Source organism: Nitrospirota bacterium, from assembly GCA_016214855.1.
Lineage (GTDB): Bacteria > Nitrospirota > Thermodesulfovibrionia > Thermodesulfovibrionales > UBA6898 > UBA6898.
In genome coordinates, this window is the sequence record JACRMT010000013.1 from 179,328 (window position 1) to 197,355 (window position 18,028).

The 18,028-nt window shown below is 48.4% G+C and carries 15 protein-coding genes; all 15 read right to left on the reverse strand.

Annotated elements, in window-relative coordinates; all coding sequences use genetic code 11:
* Positions 1 to 42: 42 nt before the first annotated feature.
* The 15 genes from HZB62_12575 to HZB62_12645 all read right to left on the reverse strand — a co-directional run bounded on the left by HZB62_12575 (position 43) and on the right by HZB62_12645 (position 17,788).
* Complete coding sequence (locus HZB62_12575) at positions 43 to 450, reverse strand: hypothetical protein (protein MBI5075987.1); 408 nt, start codon at positions 448 to 450, stop codon at positions 43 to 45.
* A 2-nt stretch (positions 451 to 452) separates the two neighbouring features.
* Positions 453 to 2,297, reverse strand: coding sequence for a carbamoyltransferase (locus HZB62_12580; protein MBI5075988.1), 1,845 nt, complete (start codon positions 2,295 to 2,297; stop codon positions 453 to 455).
* Between the two features lie 3 nt (positions 2,298 to 2,300).
* Positions 2,301 to 3,290 carry an SGNH/GDSL hydrolase family protein gene (locus HZB62_12585; protein MBI5075989.1) on the reverse strand — a complete coding sequence of 330 codons (990 nt, stop codon included), beginning with the start codon at positions 3,288 to 3,290 and terminating at the stop codon, positions 2,301 to 2,303.
* Between the two features lie 12 nt (positions 3,291 to 3,302).
* On the reverse strand, positions 3,303 to 4,973 hold the full coding sequence (locus tag HZB62_12590; protein MBI5075990.1) for a tetratricopeptide repeat protein: 1,671 nt from the start codon (positions 4,971 to 4,973) through the stop codon (positions 3,303 to 3,305).
* A gap of 57 nt (positions 4,974 to 5,030) precedes the next feature.
* A complete protein-coding gene (locus HZB62_12595; GenBank protein ID MBI5075991.1) occupies positions 5,031 to 6,134 on the reverse strand; it encodes a radical SAM protein in 1,104 nt (367 codons plus the stop codon).
* 1 nt (position 6,135) lies between these two features.
* Positions 6,136 to 7,194, reverse strand: a complete 1,059-nt coding sequence (locus tag HZB62_12600) for a radical SAM protein (GenBank protein ID MBI5075992.1) — start codon at positions 7,192 to 7,194, stop codon at positions 6,136 to 6,138.
* Position 7,195: 1 nt separating this feature from the next.
* Entirely contained in the window at positions 7,196 to 8,392 is a 1,197-nt protein-coding gene (locus HZB62_12605) for a glycosyltransferase family 9 protein (GenBank protein ID MBI5075993.1), read from the reverse strand.
* Complete coding sequence (locus HZB62_12610) at positions 8,389 to 9,405, reverse strand: hypothetical protein (GenBank protein ID MBI5075994.1); 1,017 nt, start codon at positions 9,403 to 9,405, stop codon at positions 8,389 to 8,391. The genes HZB62_12605 and HZB62_12610 overlap by 4 nt, the downstream gene beginning before the upstream one ends.
* Positions 9,402 to 10,421 carry a radical SAM protein gene (locus HZB62_12615; GenBank protein MBI5075995.1) on the reverse strand — a complete coding sequence of 340 codons (1,020 nt, stop codon included), beginning with the start codon at positions 10,419 to 10,421 and terminating at the stop codon, positions 9,402 to 9,404. The genes HZB62_12610 and HZB62_12615 overlap by 4 nt, the downstream gene beginning before the upstream one ends.
* A gap of 74 nt (positions 10,422 to 10,495) precedes the next feature.
* Positions 10,496 to 12,124, reverse strand: a complete 1,629-nt coding sequence (locus HZB62_12620; GenBank protein MBI5075996.1) for a tetratricopeptide repeat protein — start codon at positions 12,122 to 12,124, stop codon at positions 10,496 to 10,498.
* A gap of 132 nt (positions 12,125 to 12,256) precedes the next feature.
* Positions 12,257 to 13,600, reverse strand: coding sequence for a B12-binding domain-containing radical SAM protein (locus HZB62_12625; protein MBI5075997.1), 1,344 nt, complete (start codon positions 13,598 to 13,600; stop codon positions 12,257 to 12,259).
* Between the two features lie 23 nt (positions 13,601 to 13,623).
* Entirely contained in the window at positions 13,624 to 13,983 is a 360-nt protein-coding gene (locus HZB62_12630) for a four helix bundle protein (protein MBI5075998.1), read from the reverse strand.
* A 78-nt stretch (positions 13,984 to 14,061) separates the two neighbouring features.
* Positions 14,062 to 14,886 (reverse strand): cytochrome c biogenesis protein CcsA, encoded by an 825-nt coding sequence (gene ccsA, locus HZB62_12635; protein MBI5075999.1) that lies wholly within the window; start codon positions 14,884 to 14,886, stop codon positions 14,062 to 14,064.
* 277 nt (positions 14,887 to 15,163) lie between these two features.
* Entirely contained in the window at positions 15,164 to 15,916 is a 753-nt protein-coding gene (locus HZB62_12640; GenBank protein MBI5076000.1) for a hypothetical protein, read from the reverse strand.
* 468 nt (positions 15,917 to 16,384) lie between these two features.
* Positions 16,385 to 17,788, reverse strand: coding sequence for a hypothetical protein (locus HZB62_12645; protein MBI5076001.1), 1,404 nt, complete (start codon positions 17,786 to 17,788; stop codon positions 16,385 to 16,387).
* Positions 17,789 to 18,028: the final 240 nt, after the last annotated feature.

The following is an 18,028-nucleotide window of genomic DNA, read 5'->3' on the forward strand; positions in this document are numbered from 1 at the left end:
GCTCCTTCATAAATCCCCACATGTCTCTCAATAACTCCAGCATCAGTATGGTCTCTCCATATTCTTTATAGATCTACTTGCGCTTTTCTTGCGAAAACTGAGGCAATCCGGAGCGGCTTTTGTCCGCAATGGGTCATATCCAGACAAACGCATCAACATGCCCATCGGCACAATAATAACAATAAAAACCAGACTCAACAACAGATAATTATTAAGACTCCCGGCGACCAGGGCCACTCTCATCCATCCCATATACAGCGGGCGGATACCGACGGGATATGTCAGCGAAAAAAAAAACAGAACAGCTGCCACAATCCATGGCCATACAGGGAATGATACCCCAAATAACCAGGGAGCGATCAAGCCCAAAAAAGCAACCAGAAATGCAGCCATTAGAAGCCCGAATTTACGCAATTCGGCTGAATCCAGTTCCGGGATAATTGTTTTCATGTTCAATCTTGAGTAAACTCCTGCTTCCAGCCTCCCCTTTCATCCCACGAAGGCTGATGCCGTTTATCCAGCAAAATACCTTCCATAACCAGATAATCCATGTCAGTGCGCATAAAACAGCGGTATGCGTCTTCCGGACTGCATACAATAGGTTCGCCTCGAACATTGAAAGATGTGTTGACCAGCACGCCGCAGCCAGTTTCTGCCTTGAAGGCCTTCAGTAATCCATAAAGTTTAGAATTAGTTGTCCTGTTAACTGTCTGGACCCGGGCGGTATAGTCCACATGGGTAACGGCAGGGATCGCAGACCTGGGCACATTGAGTTTGTCAAGACCAAATAGACCTTCCTGTGTAGCCGTCATGGGTATGCGAAGCGCCGGCTTCACTGTATCTGTCAGTAACATATAGGGGCTGATAACTCCCCTCTCAAAATAGTCCAAAACATCTTCTTCAATCACAGAGGGCGCAAAAGGGCGGAAGGACTCCCGATATTTGATCTTCAAATTCATCATTGATTGCATCTTCACACTGCGGGCGTCGCCCAGGATGGAGCGGTTTCCTAATGCGCGCGGGCCGAATTCCATGCGGCCCTGGAACCAGCCGATTACCTTTTCCTGCGCCAGTAACTTCGCTACCTCCTCATAGAGCCCATCCTCCGTCATTTCCCTGTAAAGGGCCTGCATAGAATCAAGATAGCCTCTTATCTCCGCAGCAGAATACAACGGCCCCAAATATGAACCCTGCATCTCGTCGTAACCACTCGCCTGGCGGGGCTGCTGCAGATACTGATGCCAGACAGCGAGGGCCGCACCCACAGCGCTACCGGCATCACCGGCTGCCGGCTGAATCCAGATGTCTCTGAAAGGCCCTTCCCGCAGCAGTCGACCATTGGCCACGCAGTTCAGCGCCACGCCGCCAGCAAGGCAGAGTGCCTCTGTACCAAAATCTTTATAAACAGCTCGGGCAAGCCTCAGCACGATCTCTTCGGTAACTTCCTGGATGGAACGGGCCATATCCATCTCCCGCCGGGTCAAAGGCGATTCAGGCTTTCTTGGCGGGCCTCCGAACAGTGCTTCAAAATGCCTGTTCGTCATGGTTAGGCCAACGGGGAAATTAAAATATTTCAAGTTCAGCCGGAACGTTCCGTCTTCCTTTATGTCAATCAGATTGTCCAGAATAGTCTGAACGTAGCGCGGTTCTCCATAAGGGGCCAGTCCCATAAGCTTGTATTCCCCGGAATTCACCCGGAAGCCGCAAAAATAGGTAAATGCTGAATAGAGCAGGCCAAGAGAATGGGGAAAATCGACTTGCCACTGAGCGGTAAGCGCATTCCCGTCCCCCAACCAGGCTGAGGTCGTGGCCCACTCGCCAACTCCATCCATGCACAGAACAGCAGCCTTCTGAAAAGGGCTAGGAAAAAAGGCAGAGGCGGCATGAGACTGATGATGCTCAGAAAACAGAAGGGGTGGGGTCAGGGATTCAGCGATACCACCCACGGCAGAAAGCTCTTTTCTGAGGAGCCGTTTCAGATAAAGCTTTTCTTTGAGCCAAACAGGCATAGCCATGATAAAAGAGCGCCCCCCCCGGGGGGCACAGCTCAAGTATGTTTCGATCAATCTTTCAAACTTGATGAAGGGTTTTTCGGAATATATCAAGAAATCAACTTCAGTCAGGGATATCCCGGCAGCCTGCAAGCAATAGGAAACGGCTTGACGTGGAAAGCCGGCATCGTGCTTTCTTCGGGAAAACCGCTCTTCCTGAACTGCGGCAAGAATTCTGCCGTCTTGAAGCAGTGCTGCAGCACTGTCATGATAATACGCTGAAATACCGAGGATGTACACGGGCATCAGCTAATCTGTCCCTGCTGGGGGCAGGAATCCCTCTTTTTTTAGAAAACCATATATGGCATCACTCACTGCGGTATGCCCTGCAGGCGTCCAATGCAGGCCATTAGCAGGATATCTCTCAGCGCCATCAAGTTGCATATAAGGAATTCCGGCCCTCCGCATGACACCTTCGAGCTCTTCATGAGGTTGTATCAGGCCAACCAGCAGAAGGCTTCCCTTTTGAGCAACAAATTCATTCAGGGTACGAATGAGTGCACTGGTAGGGTTGGGCACATGAACAGGAGCAGGACTGAACGCCTTAATAAGCAGGCGCACTATGTAACTCCTCGCAAGCGTGGGATGTTGTCTGGCAAAATAAGTCAGAGACACAGGTACAGGCACTCCCCTAAGCTCCATGCCTCGTTCGTCCATCTCATAAAACGGCTTATAATATGCACCGGAACCTATACTGTTGGACGAGTTGTCAGTTTCATCATTGTCCGAACAATAGACTAAAAATACAATCTCCGGACGGTAAAAATCAAACTGATCCATAATCAGCAGCAACTCCTGGTCAGTGCTATAACCGCTGACGCCCAAATTATAAATATTCCAGTCAGGCAGGCGAGGGCGCAGCTTTTCAGTAAAGCGCTCAGAAGCCTCCACATCATACCCCCATAGAAAGGAATCCCCAAGAAAAAGCAGGCCGCGTTTGTTGCTGTTCTTTTGGTGCTCTATGTCCCTAAAGCCACGACTGTTATGAACTATTGAAATGGGTTTGCTGCCAGTGAACGTATAGGTGCTTTTTTCCCTTGGGAACCAGCCAAGTTTGTGGTCATAGCGATATAACACTGCCCGTTCCTCTTCTTGAATAATCAGGCGATCTTCAAAAAATAGCCTCAAAAATCCTTCACCAAGCAGAACAGCGATTACGACAGAAACGAACATAGTAAGCACAGTGAGCAGCCTTTGAGGCTGTACCTTTATTTTATCAGTCATGAGCCACAGAGCCATGCCTATGACAGCTCATTTTTCACTTCGTATGTCGAGCCGCTGTCTCAGCTCACGGACCCTCGCCTCAGCGTATTCCTGAGATCCGGGAACATTATTAAAGGTAGTAAGTCTCAGATAGAATTCATAATCGGCAAGGGCCTCGTCATATCTGCCGAGTTTTTCGTAAGCAATCCCCCGGTTAATTCGAGCGTCCCGCGCCATAGGCTCAAAGCTCAGAGCTTCCGAGTAGTAGTACAGCGCCTTCTCAAAATCGCCCTGCTCCATCTGTATATACCCGAGCGGGGCATAGACCGTCTGCAATTCACGATCCAGAGACAGGGCTTCTTCAAACTCCTTTTCAGCCAATACAAGGTCATTCGGTCCCCGCCTGTCAAGATAAGCACTGCCGAGATTAAGATGCCCATGTGGATTTTCTGGATACTGCTCCACTACACGTGTAAAAAGAGTCATATCGCTCCGCCAGTCCATATTGCGCCTAATCGTCAATACCGCCAGAAGCAGAAGAATAAGCGCAGCTCCGGCATAAACATACCTGCGCGCTGCATTGCGGGACGGCATTCGAAGCGCCGCCTGATCAGCCACAACAAGCCATATTCCAATCGCAGGAATGTAAAGAAAACGGTCAGCCATCTGTACACCCGAAAAAAAAACAATGCCGCTCACCGGAAGCCAGAATAAAATGAGCCACGCAAGACCAAAAACAGTGCAACTGCTGCGGCTTTTGATAAGAAGCCATCCACCGATACCGAGAATCGAAATCCACCCAATCACAAGGGGCAAAACAAAAAGGGAAAAATCGCCGGGAATGGCATACCTAGGGCTGAAAGATAAAGGCCAGACAACTGACAACAAGTAATGGGGAAGAATGTAAAAATTATTGATCAACCGCTCTCCAAGACCTGGAACGACATACATCTCACGAAGCTTTTCCGAGCTAAATCCGGGCATAAGACCTTCCTGAATACCGAGCCCCGAGAGCGTCATCCAGCGCATGACAAGGTAGCCTGCGACTGCAGCAATGTACGGCAATAATCTTATAACTGCCCGGGGCCTTGTCCCCGTCGTATTCTTGAGCAGAGGAAAAATCTCCTGAGCTACGATGAAAGGTACAATCATCAAAGCTGTTTCTTTGGAAAAAAGCCCTCCTAGTAATAAAAATGCTCCGGCAAAGGCACCAGCAAAGTTATCATGAATAACGCTCCGGCGATGACTAAGGTAGGCTGCCAGCAGAAAGAAACATGCAAGCAGCGTATTGCGGCCACCCGAAATAAAATTAACGCCCTCGGTATGGAGCGGATGGACTGCAAAGAGAAAGCCGACAAGAAGCGCAGCGTTCCCGTCGTTAATCAGTGATCTTGCAAGTCGATAGACAAGAAATGCATTCGCTGCATGAAGCAGAACATTAAAGAGATGCATCATAAAAGGATTTAATCCGTGCAGCCGGTCCTCAAGCATAAAGGCAAGGTAGGTCAGAGGCCGATAAAAGGGGAGGAGTTGCATATCGCTGGATGTATCAATAACACCGAAGAGTGAAATGGGAGATCCCCTAAGGGCAGGATTGTTCAAAACAACACTGTGATCGTCTCCGACAAAGCCGTTTTGAAGGGAATTTGCGTAAACGACAAATGCAAGCACAGCCACCGCTAAGGTATAGAGCAATTCTCTTCTTTTCTCTCCGGTCATACTATGTATATAATATTCTGAATCAGGTCTCGTTGTCATCTTGTACACCGTCTCGTCTCATCTGTAACCAGGCTTAAACAGAATATTCAATTCCGCCTGACAATTGAGCGTGCACTTACGGCAATGTACAAGCTCTTTTCGCGTTTGATTATATGTCATTGAATACCAGAATTTTTCGAGGCTGCCCTCTCTGATATTTCCTGCGGACTTACGCCAATTATACCAAGGTACGCAGGGATAGATCTCCCCATAACAATCTACAGCCAGCGAATTGTAACCTGCAAAGCACTTCAGAGGAGAAGGCTCGCCCCGAAACGAGCCAGAAAAAAGCTTCAACTGGGTCTTCGAGTTTTCGATGGCACTGCCAAAGCCTGAATTTGCAACAAGCAATTCAGTCACCTCATCTACTTTCTGCAGAAAATCCTTTGACGGTTCTGTCTCATGACTTTCATCCAGTCGGAACGTCTGCCGTGGAATAAATTCTATGCAGTCGACCTTCAGGCCCCCTGTCAGCGCAATAAGCTCTGCAACCTCCCCGATATTTTCTTCCTGCAGAACTGCAACGGTCTTGACCCTTATCGGTGCACCGATCCGGTCTCGCAGTCCGCATATAATGCCGATAGCCCTGACAGTCTTATCAAATGCCCCATGCACACCCCGGATCCGGTCGTGGGTATTCGGACACGCCCCGTCAAGAGAAATATTGATCGAGTCAACCCTGGCCTCGATAAGCGAGACCGCCATTTTCTCATCCAGCAGCGATCCGTTCGTATTAAGATGAGTGATCAGCCCGAGCTGCTTAGTATATGCCAGCAGTTCCACAATGTCCTTCCGCAAAAGCGGTTCTCCGCCTGTAAACCCGAGCCCTGAGACGCCAAGGCTCCTGAACTCCCGAATCAGACGTTTCATTCCGTCGGTATCCATCTCCTCATATCCCTTCTCGCACAGTTCCGCATCCCTCAGCGGCAGATCGCACATAAGGCAACGGAAATTGCACCGGTAGTTTGTAACCAGAGTTCCAAGAATAGGGCCGCAGAACGGTCTGCCTGCAATGGCGGATGCCTGGATGAGAAGATACTGTTTTGCACGAGATGCAAGCCAGCGCAGCTCGCCTTTTTTGAGACGCTCCCGGATAAAGTCGATATAGATTTTCCGGAACATCTCAGCCCTTTCCGATTCCCGGCTTCAGATTCGCAAGCAGACTCTGATACGCCTCGCAAGGGGTCCAACATTGAGGACAAGTTCCCTGCCGTATTTGTTGGCGCGCATCAAGCCTTTTGTTTGAAGCCCACAAATCGCCGAGGCTGAATCCGAATTCTCGTATGTTGTCGATAGGACAGTCGTAAATGCTGCAGGAATAGACCATACCGAACGGATCAATAAAGCATGACGAGGAGAGCGCCTCGCAATTCACGGGCGTCTTGCCTTCAAGGAGGTATTTGCGCGCGCATTTCTGATAGCGGCGTTCAAGGAAGCCGACAGGCGTAAACACATGATCCCGGCGAAGCCTACTGATAGGCTCAAGGACACCTGCCACCCTGCCAGGCTCAGAAATACCCGGGTGCTCCATATTGCCGTAATAGTGAGACGATGCATGCGATACATTAACATGAAGATCCCGGTAATGAATGCCAGCAACACGGGCCTGCACAGCGCTGAAAGTTTCAGAAAAGGCATTGAAGTTGGCGTCCTGGAGCGTCATACCCATGTACACCTCGAATCTTTTGCTGCGCATCTCCCTAAGCAGCCGGTAAGTCTCCACCGCCCTGTCCCACGCGCCGGATTGACCTCTTAGTCTGTCATGCAACTCGGGAGGCCCATCAACGCTGACCGTAACCATAATCCTCGGGATGCGTGTACTGCGGATAAACTTCCTGATAACCCCTGCGATAAGCTTGGTCTCGTAACCGTTAGTAGGAAAATTGAGTAGATAGAGCGAGCGGCAATTACGATCAATAATACGGAGGATCGCGGGCAGATCCTGGCGAAGAAAAATCTCACCGCCGCTGAGATTGATCCACGAAAAATGAGGTGATCTTCGAAAAAACGACTCAATCTCGTCCATTGACAGTTCAGGCGCATCTGCTTTTCGCCAGATGCCGCAGATGCTGCATTTGAGCTGACATCTGTACGTGAGGGCAAAAGTCAGCTTATAGGGAAGCGACAGATCCTGTAGATTACTCGCTAAAATGTTTTTTGCCAAATTGATCAATCGAAGCATATCAAGATCGCTTTTCTCCTGCAGACTGCGGCAGGCACACCTCTTCTATCTTTTGAAAAACCTCTTGCGCACTTATTCTGGCCATACAAGCTCCTTTGCCTGCAGGATGTCTGCATACATGAATTTTCGCATTGAAATTCGTAATGCAGGGGCTGCATTCAAGCTTCTTGTATATTGCCAGTCCGCTCTCTCCCCATGGGCCGTAGAGGTCCGGCGTATTTGGTCCATATAATCCGATCACAGGTGTTCCGAGTGCAGAGGCTATATGCACCGCAGACGTATCAGCAGAGACAACCAGTTCACTCTCTGCAATAAGAGACAAATACTCCGCGAAGTCCAGGAACCCCACTGCGTTGATAACCCTGCTCCGGTGCCGTAATGATAACATTATCTCATCTGCTATGCTGGCCTCACAATGCAGGCCGGTCAGCACAACGGTGATATCGCCGCGCCCAGTCAGAAGATTAGACAACTCTCTAAGCGATGCAGCTGGCCACCGTCGCTCAGCGAAATTATCACTCGTGCCGATATGCAGAATAATAGCCCTTCCCTCAATGCCGAATCGACCTAAAATATTCCCGCTAGTCCTCACGATTGAGGGATCTCCCGGAAAAACTTCCTGAGCTGCGTGCCCTCTACCCGAAGCTGCGCCAGCAGCCCGAGCCAGCAATACGTAGGACTGGGTAACATGAATGCAGTCATCATACTGCACCGGCATGGTATACATACAATGCCGATGCTGACCCTCGGTGCAAAATCCTATGGATTCGGGGATTCCGGAGACTGCACAGAGCACGGCAGAAAACCGCGCAAACTGCTCAAAGTCGATCACTAGATCGTAATCATTCATTCTCAGACTCCGAAGAACGTTGAAAGAGCTGCGGATAAATCCAATGCCCCGGTGAGTATCAATGACATGAATATTCCGGAAAATCCGAAGGGTAGATGCCGCCTTCAAATTCGGCTGAAGAGTTAGCAAGTCAATATGGCTCTCTGGATACCGGCTGCGCAGGGCATTCAATGCTGGAAGCATCATAAAGAGATTGCCGATCCCCCAAAACTTCATCACCAGAATACGCCTGCATTCCTTATTTTCTATTTCAGATTTGTGTATACTTCGCGCTCTGAATAGGCTTAGAACCTGAAGCAGGGGTATCCCTGCATACTCATCGATATATCTGATCAGTTTCCAGTTCATGACATCAACGTATCGTCCCGCCCCGGGTAGTTATGATAAAGTTTCCTGAAATTTATGCCAATGCCGAGGATTCCGAACAGGCTGCCGACCACATATCCAATACCGGATGCAATAATTGCGACAAAGGTGACAGGAACTTCCCTAAGCCTGCCGGAATAACGCACGGCTTCTACCATCACCAACAGGCCGCAGGTCCCGAGGATACCCCCGCACAGAAGCCAAAAGAGACTGTTGACAAATCCCAGTGCAGCCGCTGCCACCAGGATTGCTCCAGCTAAAGGAGGGACAAACAGAGGCAAATTGCCCAAGGACCTGTCAGATTTTGCAATGGAATAGATTGAATAGCCATGAACAAATCTCTGGCCCCAGTAGTGCATGCCCAATTGACGATTATGGTGATAGACGACAACATCTTTGTCAAAATATATTTTGCCCCCATTCCGCTGAATACGGTGACAGAGATCACGGTCTTCTCCTGTACGAAGTTTTTCATTAAACAGACCGACTTCATCCACAATCCGTCGGGAAAGAACCAGATTACAGGAATGAAGATTCCGGCAATACCGGCTTATGGACAGAGTCTTTGCAAAGGCCATGTTACCCGACACCAGCACAGAACGGCTCGCATTTCCTACAGCTCTGTTCAGAAACGGTTCATCAGGAGGTGAAACATTCGGCCCTCCCACAGCCCATGCGCCGGTGGCTTCAAACGCAGTAATGGCATTTCTGAGCCAGTCCTGACGGGGATAGGCATCTGAATCAACGAGGGCATAAAACGCCGCATCAGGATATCTGCAGAGTGCTATGTTCCTCTTTGCCGCGATGTTCAGAGCTCCGGTCGGATGGATAAGAACATTCGAGCAAAACTCATCAGGCAGCGTTAAAGGATAATCCGGCAGCAGCACGATTTGGTAATTCGTGTAATCCAGCCGAGTACAGCCGCACAGGCATTCAAAGACATAATCATTAAACGATATGCACGGAACTACGATCACAACAAAGGGATCCGTCATCTACCCTTCTTCAACAATCTGCGAAACAGGCCAGGATAGTACGAGGGTGTAGTCATAATAGTCACCGTCCATGCACACTCATATGTGCAACTTCTGCAAGACATGTCCCCATGACCGTCATCAGTGCGTCTGCTTTTCCATATAGACATAAAATCCATATTGTTTGCTCGAAGGCTTCCAAGGCGGCTGTCTCGTCCAAATACCTCACAGGGGAGCAGATCACCATTAGCTGCAATCACTCCAAACAGCGTCCCGGCCCGGCAGGATGCCCGTGAGCGTGGAACTGAACTCGAAGCTGTCAGACAGTCGTTCAACATAGCATTTTTCGCATTCCTGGTACGCTCCCAGAGCCGGTGACGGATCGGATAGTCGATATGCCGCTGATCCTCGGCAATTCGGGAGGAAAGTTCATTATAGGCGCTAAGAACAGCCGTTCTATCTTTGAGCTCCTTCACAACACCCTCCCGCCGCATCAGAATCGGAGAAAAGAATAGAATCCCTCTTCCTTTCAACTCGTTATACACTTCCAGAATGTCAGCGGCGTTCAGGGGTGTTACCGTCAGTGCAATATCAGGCATCAGGCGTTTATCTTTCAATTCTTCGACCATACGATAGGTCTGCAGTGCCTTCCTGTACGCGCCCGGCACACGCCGGTTCGTATCATGGCGCTCCTCATGGTGGTCAAGAGAGATTGAAATCTTGATCCTGCCGGACAGAGATTCAGCGGTCCATTTCCTTAGAAATGACTCCACAGCATCCACCTGGGTCCCGTTGGTCGTAATGATTATAGAACGTGCAGAGGTATTGTTGAGATAGGCCGCAACAATCTCAAATAGGTCCTCACGCAGAAAGGGCTCGCCTCCGGTCAGATTCACATTATAAAGACATGAACCCATTGTCCTGGTCATCCGCCTGATCTCATCAATAGACAACTCTTTGTCCTGAGGGCAGGCATTGCTGAAATCTAAAAAACAGTGGCCGCACCGGGCGTTGCACCGTTCCGTAACGAAATGCACAATACTGAGTGGCTCTCTTCTTGTGATAAATGCATTCACGCCAATTCGTGTCAAATTCAAGAGAGGCACTGTGATCACATACTGCCTTCGGGCATCATGCTCAGCCTGAAATCCTCGTTGGCAAGATCGGTTCTTCCAAGTTCCTGATATATAGTGCCTCTTTCCCGATAATAAAGCTGCCTCATTGGTGAATTATCGGTCAACAACGCGCTGCTGAGATCAGCTATTGCAGCTTCAAGATCTCCCAACTGTCTAAGGATCCAGGCACGCTGAAAATAGATTGTATGCATCTCACCGTATCCCTTGGCAGTAGCTATCTCAACAGCCTTGTTCATGTCAGTCAAAGCTTTTTGGAATTCGCCTTTTAGCCCATAACCTATCCCGCGCTGAAAATATACCCTCCCCACAGTGTTCGGCTGGAGGTCGATAGCCCGTGTCCAGAGAGTCACATCGTCTTTCCAAAAGGAAATCTGCTGGATCGTGCAGTAGCAGCCGAGCAACAGGAGAAGAAATGTCCCCGCCCCAATTAAAATGCGGACAAGATACGACCCGGAAAATCTAACAAAAAAAACAGTAATACCAAGGGCTGCCAGCATTGCCAGGGGAAGACCCGGAAGATAGGTAAATCTGGCTGCCATCGCGGTAGGTCCTACTGCAGTAATTCCAATAACCGGAAGCAGGGTTATCAGATAAATCAGCCAAGTGACAGTAAAAACCGGCCGGCGTTTAACAGTCAGAACACAACATATTGTGACTGCAACAAAAAAGAAAATCGGCAGAGTATACTCCATGCCTAACTTTGTGATATTGCCGGGATGCAAATAGAAAGGGCTCAGATCAAGAGGCCAAACCGTTAGCCGGAGATAGGCCATGATTGATTTCAAGGCATTCAGCATGCGAGATGGCATATCCGAGCGCTCAAGCGGGATCATCTCCACTGTCTGCGAAAACATGGTAATCACTGCTGCGAAACCTGCAAGAACAACAAGGGGGATTTTCTCAAGGAGCAGCGTAGGAAAAGTCTTCCTGTGAACCCTCCTGAGTGGAAACCAGTCCAGCACCAGAAGCACCAGAGGAAGCGTCACCAACATGGATTTGCTAAGCAGCGAGAGACAATAAAAACCAATCGCAAGCCAATAATACCGGGAGACCAGAAAAGAAAATTGATTTTCAGCAGAGCCTATCTGATTTACTGTCATCCGCGTATACCTCAGATAGGCAAAAATCGCAGGGATTCCAAAGAAGAAACTCAAAACATCTTTTCGCTCGGCAGCCCAGGCAACTGACTCAACTCTCAGCGGGTGCAAACCAAAAAAAAGCGCTGCCATCAGGGAACAATAAATTATATTCGAATTGTTCAGAATCCTGGCCTTATTTACTTCGGAATATGTAACGGCAAGATATATTTGCAGGAGTTCCAAGGAAAGCAAAAAAAACATTCCTGTATTTAACGCATGAAGTGCATTATTGGTAAGATGATATCCAACCGGGTTCAGTCCCCAAACGGCATAGTCCACCGCATATGAAAGCCATGTCAGCGGTGCCCAGTAATTGCAGTAAAACGTGGTAAAGGCCCAACTGACCGTCTCAAAAGAGAGATTTCTGATATATACATTGTCGATAATATAGCCGGAATCGTCCCAGATGAGCAGTTCATTATTAAGGTCGGGGATAAAACAGACAAACGAAAGAATTACTGCCACAAAGAAAGCTCCGTAAATCTTAAATCTGTCGGATATACTCTTCACCTCATTATAGCCAGACGATCTCGAATTCACTGGCACAAACCATAGCAAAAGACGCGCACCGAAAAGAATCTATGGCCCTGCATACTATTATTTGAGAAGTCTTTTTTCAGCAACTTTCTTTCTCTCGGCCTTCCATTTTTCATAGGCGATCTTATATCCCTGCCGGACCGGGATCTGGTTCATAAGCGACAGAATATGAGCTTCAGGAAACCCCGCCCAGGGGATATTGAACATATGCTTCAGCACCCTCCCCAGCCGCAGCACTTCCAGTGAGGTCTCATAGAACAGCTCTTCCCGCACCTCTGGCGTCATGGCCGGGTCCGGATGATCAAATAGCGCATATGCCCCGGAGTAGTATTCCCAGCCCATTTCCTTGTAAAGGTATGGCTCATACTGCTCGCGAAGTCTCGTTCCCGGGTAAGGTACGACCAGGGATGGATGCATGCTCACGCCCAGACGGTCCGCCAGTTCCACAGAGCGTTTGAAATCCTCCAGAGAATCATCCCGGCTTCCGAGCATATAGAAGAGAGACACATCAATGCCGTGGTCCCTTATGGTTCGTACTGCCCGTTCCCGATCCACGCCGATCTTTCCATCAGCACCGTAAGCCTTCAGACTTTCATCGGACATGGCGTCCCACCCGACCCAGACCGTTCGCATGCCGCTCTCGCGGGCAGCATTCAGCATGCGTGATCCCTCTGGCGATAAAACAGGTCTAAGACTGCCGAAGCCCATCCATTTCTTCTTGCTGCCTTTCAGTGCAGTGAACAGGTCAATGGCCCTCTGCGCCTGACCGACCCACCAGATGTTCTCGTCGCCGTTGATATACATCTTTTCGGGAATTGCAGCCACATCGCGCACCACATGATCTATCGGACGGAAGCGTACCTTTGCACCCCAGAACGGTTTTACGGAGCAAAATGCACAATTGTAAGGGCATCCCCGCGAGGTGTTCACAATCCGGAACTGATGCTTGCGTTTGCCCTGTAGAAGCCCGTACAGAGGCGTAGGGAGATCATCAAGGGATATCTGCTCCCCGCGATAAAATGGTTTTAACTGACCGCTGCGGAAATCCCGAAGAACCTCAGGCCAGACAGACTCTGCCTCACCGATCACCACCGCGTCGCCATGCTGCTTGGCTTCTTCAGGCATGGCAGAGGCATGCATATTGCCAAAGACGATCTTGATTCCCTTCACCCTCAGCTTTGCCGCTATTTGGTATCCCCCCACGGCTGTTGGAGTCAGGATGCTTATGGCCGCAAGGTCGCACTCCAATCTCTCAATGGCCTCGGGGTCAGCACTGGCACTGATCAACTCGATCTCGATGTCAGGATCTGCACGGCGGGTAAGTGCTGCCAGATACTCGAGACTCGGCGGAGCCACCGGCGTCCAGCCAAAGGGAAGCGGAGGGAAGATTATGGCAAGTTTCATGCGTAGCTATCAGCCATCAGTGGTCAGTTATCAGCTTTCAGTCTTCGGATAAAAGAAGTAAGCATTCGTTTCACATCGACTACCTCTTCGGAAAGTCTTTCATAAGAAGAAGTCTTCAGTAACTTGATTTCATGGGAAAGAAGCAACAGATATTCAACTTCACTTGCAGAACCGGCTGCAATATGAAGAAACCGTGCAAAGTCAGGTTTTCCACTTCTGCAGCAACCCTCTGCTATATTAGCAGCAACGGAAACACTTGCACGTCTTATCTGGCTTGTTAATCCATATATCTCTTCTTTAGGAAAGCTCAAGGTAGCTTCATAAATTGCAACAGTCAATGCATGGCTCTTCTTCCATACCTGTAATTCTCTAAAATTCTGCATTTTTCACAATGATCCCTCAGTAGTATTTAGTTTTCAGTAACTGATAACTGACTACTGTTGACTGACAACTTTTTTCTTCTAATGTTCTATCCGGAAACCGCTATGGAACGTCTCCATCGAAAAAGGAACACCCCAATAGCTGATGATCATCACAACAACAGCGACCAGAGAATATATAGCCAGCTTTCTGCCCCGCCATCCAAAGGTTATTCTCAGATGCAGATATATGCCATAAATAAGCCAGGAAATAAGGGACCAGACCTCAACCGGGTCCCAAGCCCAATAGCTGCCTTTTACCGTATTCGACCAGTACGCTCCGGATATGATCATCAGCCCATACATGATGAACCCGCCCGAAACGAACCGGTAACTGAGGTTATCGAGAGCCTGCAGTTCAGGCAGTTTTTCGTAAATCCCACCGGATCTTTTTTCTTTGAGGAGATAAAATAATCCAAAACCTGCTGCCATCAGAACAGAAGCAAAACCTGTTGTCGCTCCGATGATATGGACCCAGAGCCACCAACTCTGCAGAGCAGGCGCAAGCTGGGTTGCGACATCCTTCATAAGCGTTCCGGCCCACCCCATCAGGACAAAAGAAACCGGCATGACCAGCACTCCCAGCGGTCGCACCTTTTTTATGCTGAACTGAAAGACCAGAAAGATCAGCATTGTCGTGAAGATGCCGAATGTAATCGACTCGGAGATGGTAATAAAAGGCTCAATGCCGCCCGCCATCCAGCGGAGAGCTATTGCTGCAGTATGGGGAATAAACCCGGCAAGAGCGCTATACAACCCGGCAAGAAAGAGTTTATCCTGTCTGGCAATGAGACCGAAAATATAGCTGAATGTGCTTATGCCATACAGTCCAACAGCTGCCCAAAAACATACAAGTTCAGGTTTCATATAATCACCTCAGGCAAATAACTTTATCCAATTCATTATTTAACCACAAGTGCAGTCGTTAAGACAATTGCAACCCCGGATAAGCTTTCAGCTGTCAGTTATCAGCGTTCAGTTGGGAGCAGACACAAGGGGAACTGGCAATCGAAAACTGACAGTTCGGCGCGTCAGAGATATTTCTTGCTACAGGCCCCGTCGTTTTGTCTAATGTCTCAGTCTGCTGCCTTTATTGCTGACGCTGAGCTGACTTACTGTTTGCTCCCTAATTGCAAAAAGCTGATTACTGACGGCTGACAGCTGATGGCTGATTTTTCTTCCTCATCCTACCGATGAACGTAATAATCATACCTCCCAGTCCAACCCATAAACTTGCAAGCACAATCGGCTTGCCGGGTTCATAACGCACCATCATACCAACCCAGTAGCGGACCTCCTTTACAGAAAGAAGGTGCTCTCCGATATCAAACATTGTTCCGATCGCTGCCTTTCCGTCGGCAAGTGGTTTCTCCCCTTCTTTGATAATCTTATTATGCTGCCAGATCCGAAAAAAAACCTCTCCCGCTCTCTCCTTAAGCCTGGAGGGTACATATATTGTCTGCATCGCAAAGAGAGGCTTAGCCGGCGGTTGAGGAAAAGATAAATTTCCAGGGCCATCTTTTGTGCCGGTCGCATAGAGAAATGATTCATCCTTCTGTCTGAGGCTCTGAAGCGGAACATACGCGCCATATAGCTCTCTCCCAAGACTGTCATAGAGCACAATAAGGATAGAATATCCCTCCTTATCATTATAGTAAGTAAACCCCCTATAATCGAAATTGTGCGTAATATAAATAATGCCTTTTTTCTTGAAACTTCCTTCGCCCACAGCTATCTCATAGGCTGCCCTCTTGTCATTTCCCTCAACTTTGTAGCCTGTATACATTTTAATAAGCGTCGTCTCGCCCTTCAGCCTGGAAAAATCAAACAACCGGCCCTGATATATAACATCATAGCTTCTGGGATCTCCGTTTGGAAGAGTTTCACCTTCAGTCAATCTGATGATTCCGCGAAAGTAATACAGACTGTTATAGATAATACCGCCCAACATAAAGACAAAACTCAGATGAAAAAGTATCATTCCGAACGAGATGAGCGTCACCTTCCTGCCCCATATTCGGCCGAAAAAACAAAATGCAACATTTACGACAAGCATGACAAGAAGACTGTTAAACCACAGAGTATTAAATATAACGTTCCATGCTCGTTCACCCTTGAAAACCGTAGCGCCAACAAGGCAACAGGCAAGAATAGCGATAAGCAAACTCATGGCGAGCTTCACTGAAGAGAAAAAATTATATATTTTCCGTAGTATCATACGATTCTCCTGATCATGAAAAAAACGAAATTCTGACTGTGCAGAGTGTTTGTCGAATCCAAATTAGAGTGTCAGCTTCATCTCATTGTTCTGACCAACTGACTACTGATAAACGAATGCTGAGGGCTGGTAGCTGTTTCCTGACAGCTATTTCTCTTCCAGTTTCTCCACCTTCCATATTAATTGATTTCCATTCTTCACCCCGTAGGCGACTGATTTTCCGTCAGCAGTAAATACCGGTTCAAATATCCGCTCATATGCGGGATGCTGTCTGATTACTTTGCCATTCGTATCGGAGACCACCAGGAAGCGTTTTTCCCCCTTCCGTGCCCGGTACACCACCTTCGTTCCATCAGGGCTAAACTGTTGTGAAGAAATATTGTCAAAAGAAGGCCCCTCCTTGCCACTGATCACCACAAACCAGTTTTTCCCTTTCCTTGCGGCATATACATACTGACTGCCATCCCTGCTATATTCAATGGCGATGACCTCCTCGTACGTTTTTCCTTGTTCCCCCTTTGCAAAAGCCGGGTGCATGTAGAATCCCTCACGGGTAGCTAAAATCACAGCCCCCCCAGAAGAATCTGGCCGAATAATAAACGGTCCTGAAGGCTCGCCCTCCGGGAGAGGTTCCTCCTTGCCGTTCAAAACCAGCACTCTCCTGCCGCCGGTTGTCGCAGCATAGGTTACAGTAGCGTCAACATTCCCAAATGCAAGGTTAGCCAATTCGTCATATAGTGCCCCCTCCTTGACAACATCAGGCTGGTTTAAATTAAGTTCAATTACTCTCTTTTTATTGTTCTTCTCTTGTATAACTGCTGCAACCTTGCTTTTCACCTGCTTAGCCATAATAAATAGAAAATCATACTCCTTTATAACCTGCTTTCTGAACTCCAGATCGCTGATGACCAATCTCATCTTTTTATTTCCATAGGGATTTTCGACAAAAGCAATTCTCGTAGCCTCGTCATTGAAGACCGGCTTCTCAAAATACGAGCTGCAGGCTGCGCTTCTTTTGTCATTGTCGACGACAATATGCCATTTATTCTTCTGTTTAATTTCATAGGCAATGTGCCTGCCATCACTGCTGAATACAGGCGGTCCTACATCCTCGAACGGTCCATACTCCTTATCGTTCACAACCATAAACCAATCACTATTAGTTTTGGCGCCATAGGCAACTCGTTGGCCATCAGGACTGATTGTGAGAGTATAATCATACAACTCCTTATATGATTTACCCGGTCTGCCATTATGCACAACATGCATAGTTTCGCCTACTTTAGCCAGATATGCGACACCTGCTCCATTTTTACTGAACTCTATCTGAAAGACCGGTGTAGGATCTTGGGAAGCCGAATGCCCTGCCGCAGGCGTTGATGAATGCGGCTTCTCGTGATCAGCAATTGTTGCTATGACGGTCGTTGCAGTGACAACCTCATTTGTCTGCTTCTGTGGCAGTGCCTCTCTTTTACAGCCCAATACAGAAAAAAACAAAACAAGACACATACATGCCCATGTGAAATTTAGAAATAATATTCTGCTATTCATTAAACTCCTCACTTTATACCATTGTTTTATGTCGAGTTGAGCTAAAAAAAGCCCCGCCCTTGCGGGACGGGGCTTTTTTTAGCTACTGAGTTATTTGGTTTAGTATACGCCGCCCGGTCCATAGGAGGTCATGCTGTTTCTGGAGCAGGCAGGCGTTCCACCGCCACCGCCATAACCTGTACACTGCTGGGTATAGGTAGTTGCTCCAACCTGGCGAGGATTCTGCACATATGTGCTGCC

Bases quoted from the DNA above. Each gene is read 5' to 3' on its own strand.
- HZB62_12575 (MBI5075987.1), bottom strand. From the start codon at position 450: ATGAAAACAATTATCCCGGAACTGGATTCAGCCGAATTGCGTAAATTC.
- HZB62_12580 (MBI5075988.1), bottom strand. From the start codon at position 2,297: ATGCCCGTGTACATCCTCGGTATTTCAGCGTATTATCATGACAGTGCT.
- HZB62_12585 (MBI5075989.1), bottom strand. From the start codon at position 3,290: ATGGCTCTGTGGCTCATGACTGATAAAATAAAGGTACAGCCTCAAAGG.
- HZB62_12590 (MBI5075990.1), bottom strand. From the start codon at position 4,973: ATGACCGGAGAGAAAAGAAGAGAATTGCTCTATACCTTAGCGGTGGCT.
- HZB62_12595 (MBI5075991.1), bottom strand. From the start codon at position 6,134: ATGTTCCGGAAAATCTATATCGACTTTATCCGGGAGCGTCTCAAAAAA.
- HZB62_12600 (MBI5075992.1), bottom strand. From the start codon at position 7,194: ATGCTTCGATTGATCAATTTGGCAAAAAACATTTTAGCGAGTAATCTA.
- HZB62_12605 (MBI5075993.1), bottom strand. From the start codon at position 8,392: ATGAACTGGAAACTGATCAGATATATCGATGAGTATGCAGGGATACCC.
- HZB62_12610 (MBI5075994.1), bottom strand. From the start codon at position 9,405: ATGACGGATCCCTTTGTTGTGATCGTAGTTCCGTGCATATCGTTTAAT.
- HZB62_12625 (MBI5075997.1), bottom strand. From the start codon at position 13,600: ATGAAACTTGCCATAATCTTCCCTCCGCTTCCCTTTGGCTGGACGCCG.
- HZB62_12630 (MBI5075998.1), bottom strand. From the start codon at position 13,983: ATGCAGAATTTTAGAGAATTACAGGTATGGAAGAAGAGCCATGCATTG.
- ccsA (MBI5075999.1), bottom strand. From the start codon at position 14,886: ATGAAACCTGAACTTGTATGTTTTTGGGCAGCTGTTGGACTGTATGGC.
- HZB62_12645 (MBI5076001.1), bottom strand. From the start codon at position 17,788: ATGAATAGCAGAATATTATTTCTAAATTTCACATGGGCATGTATGTGT.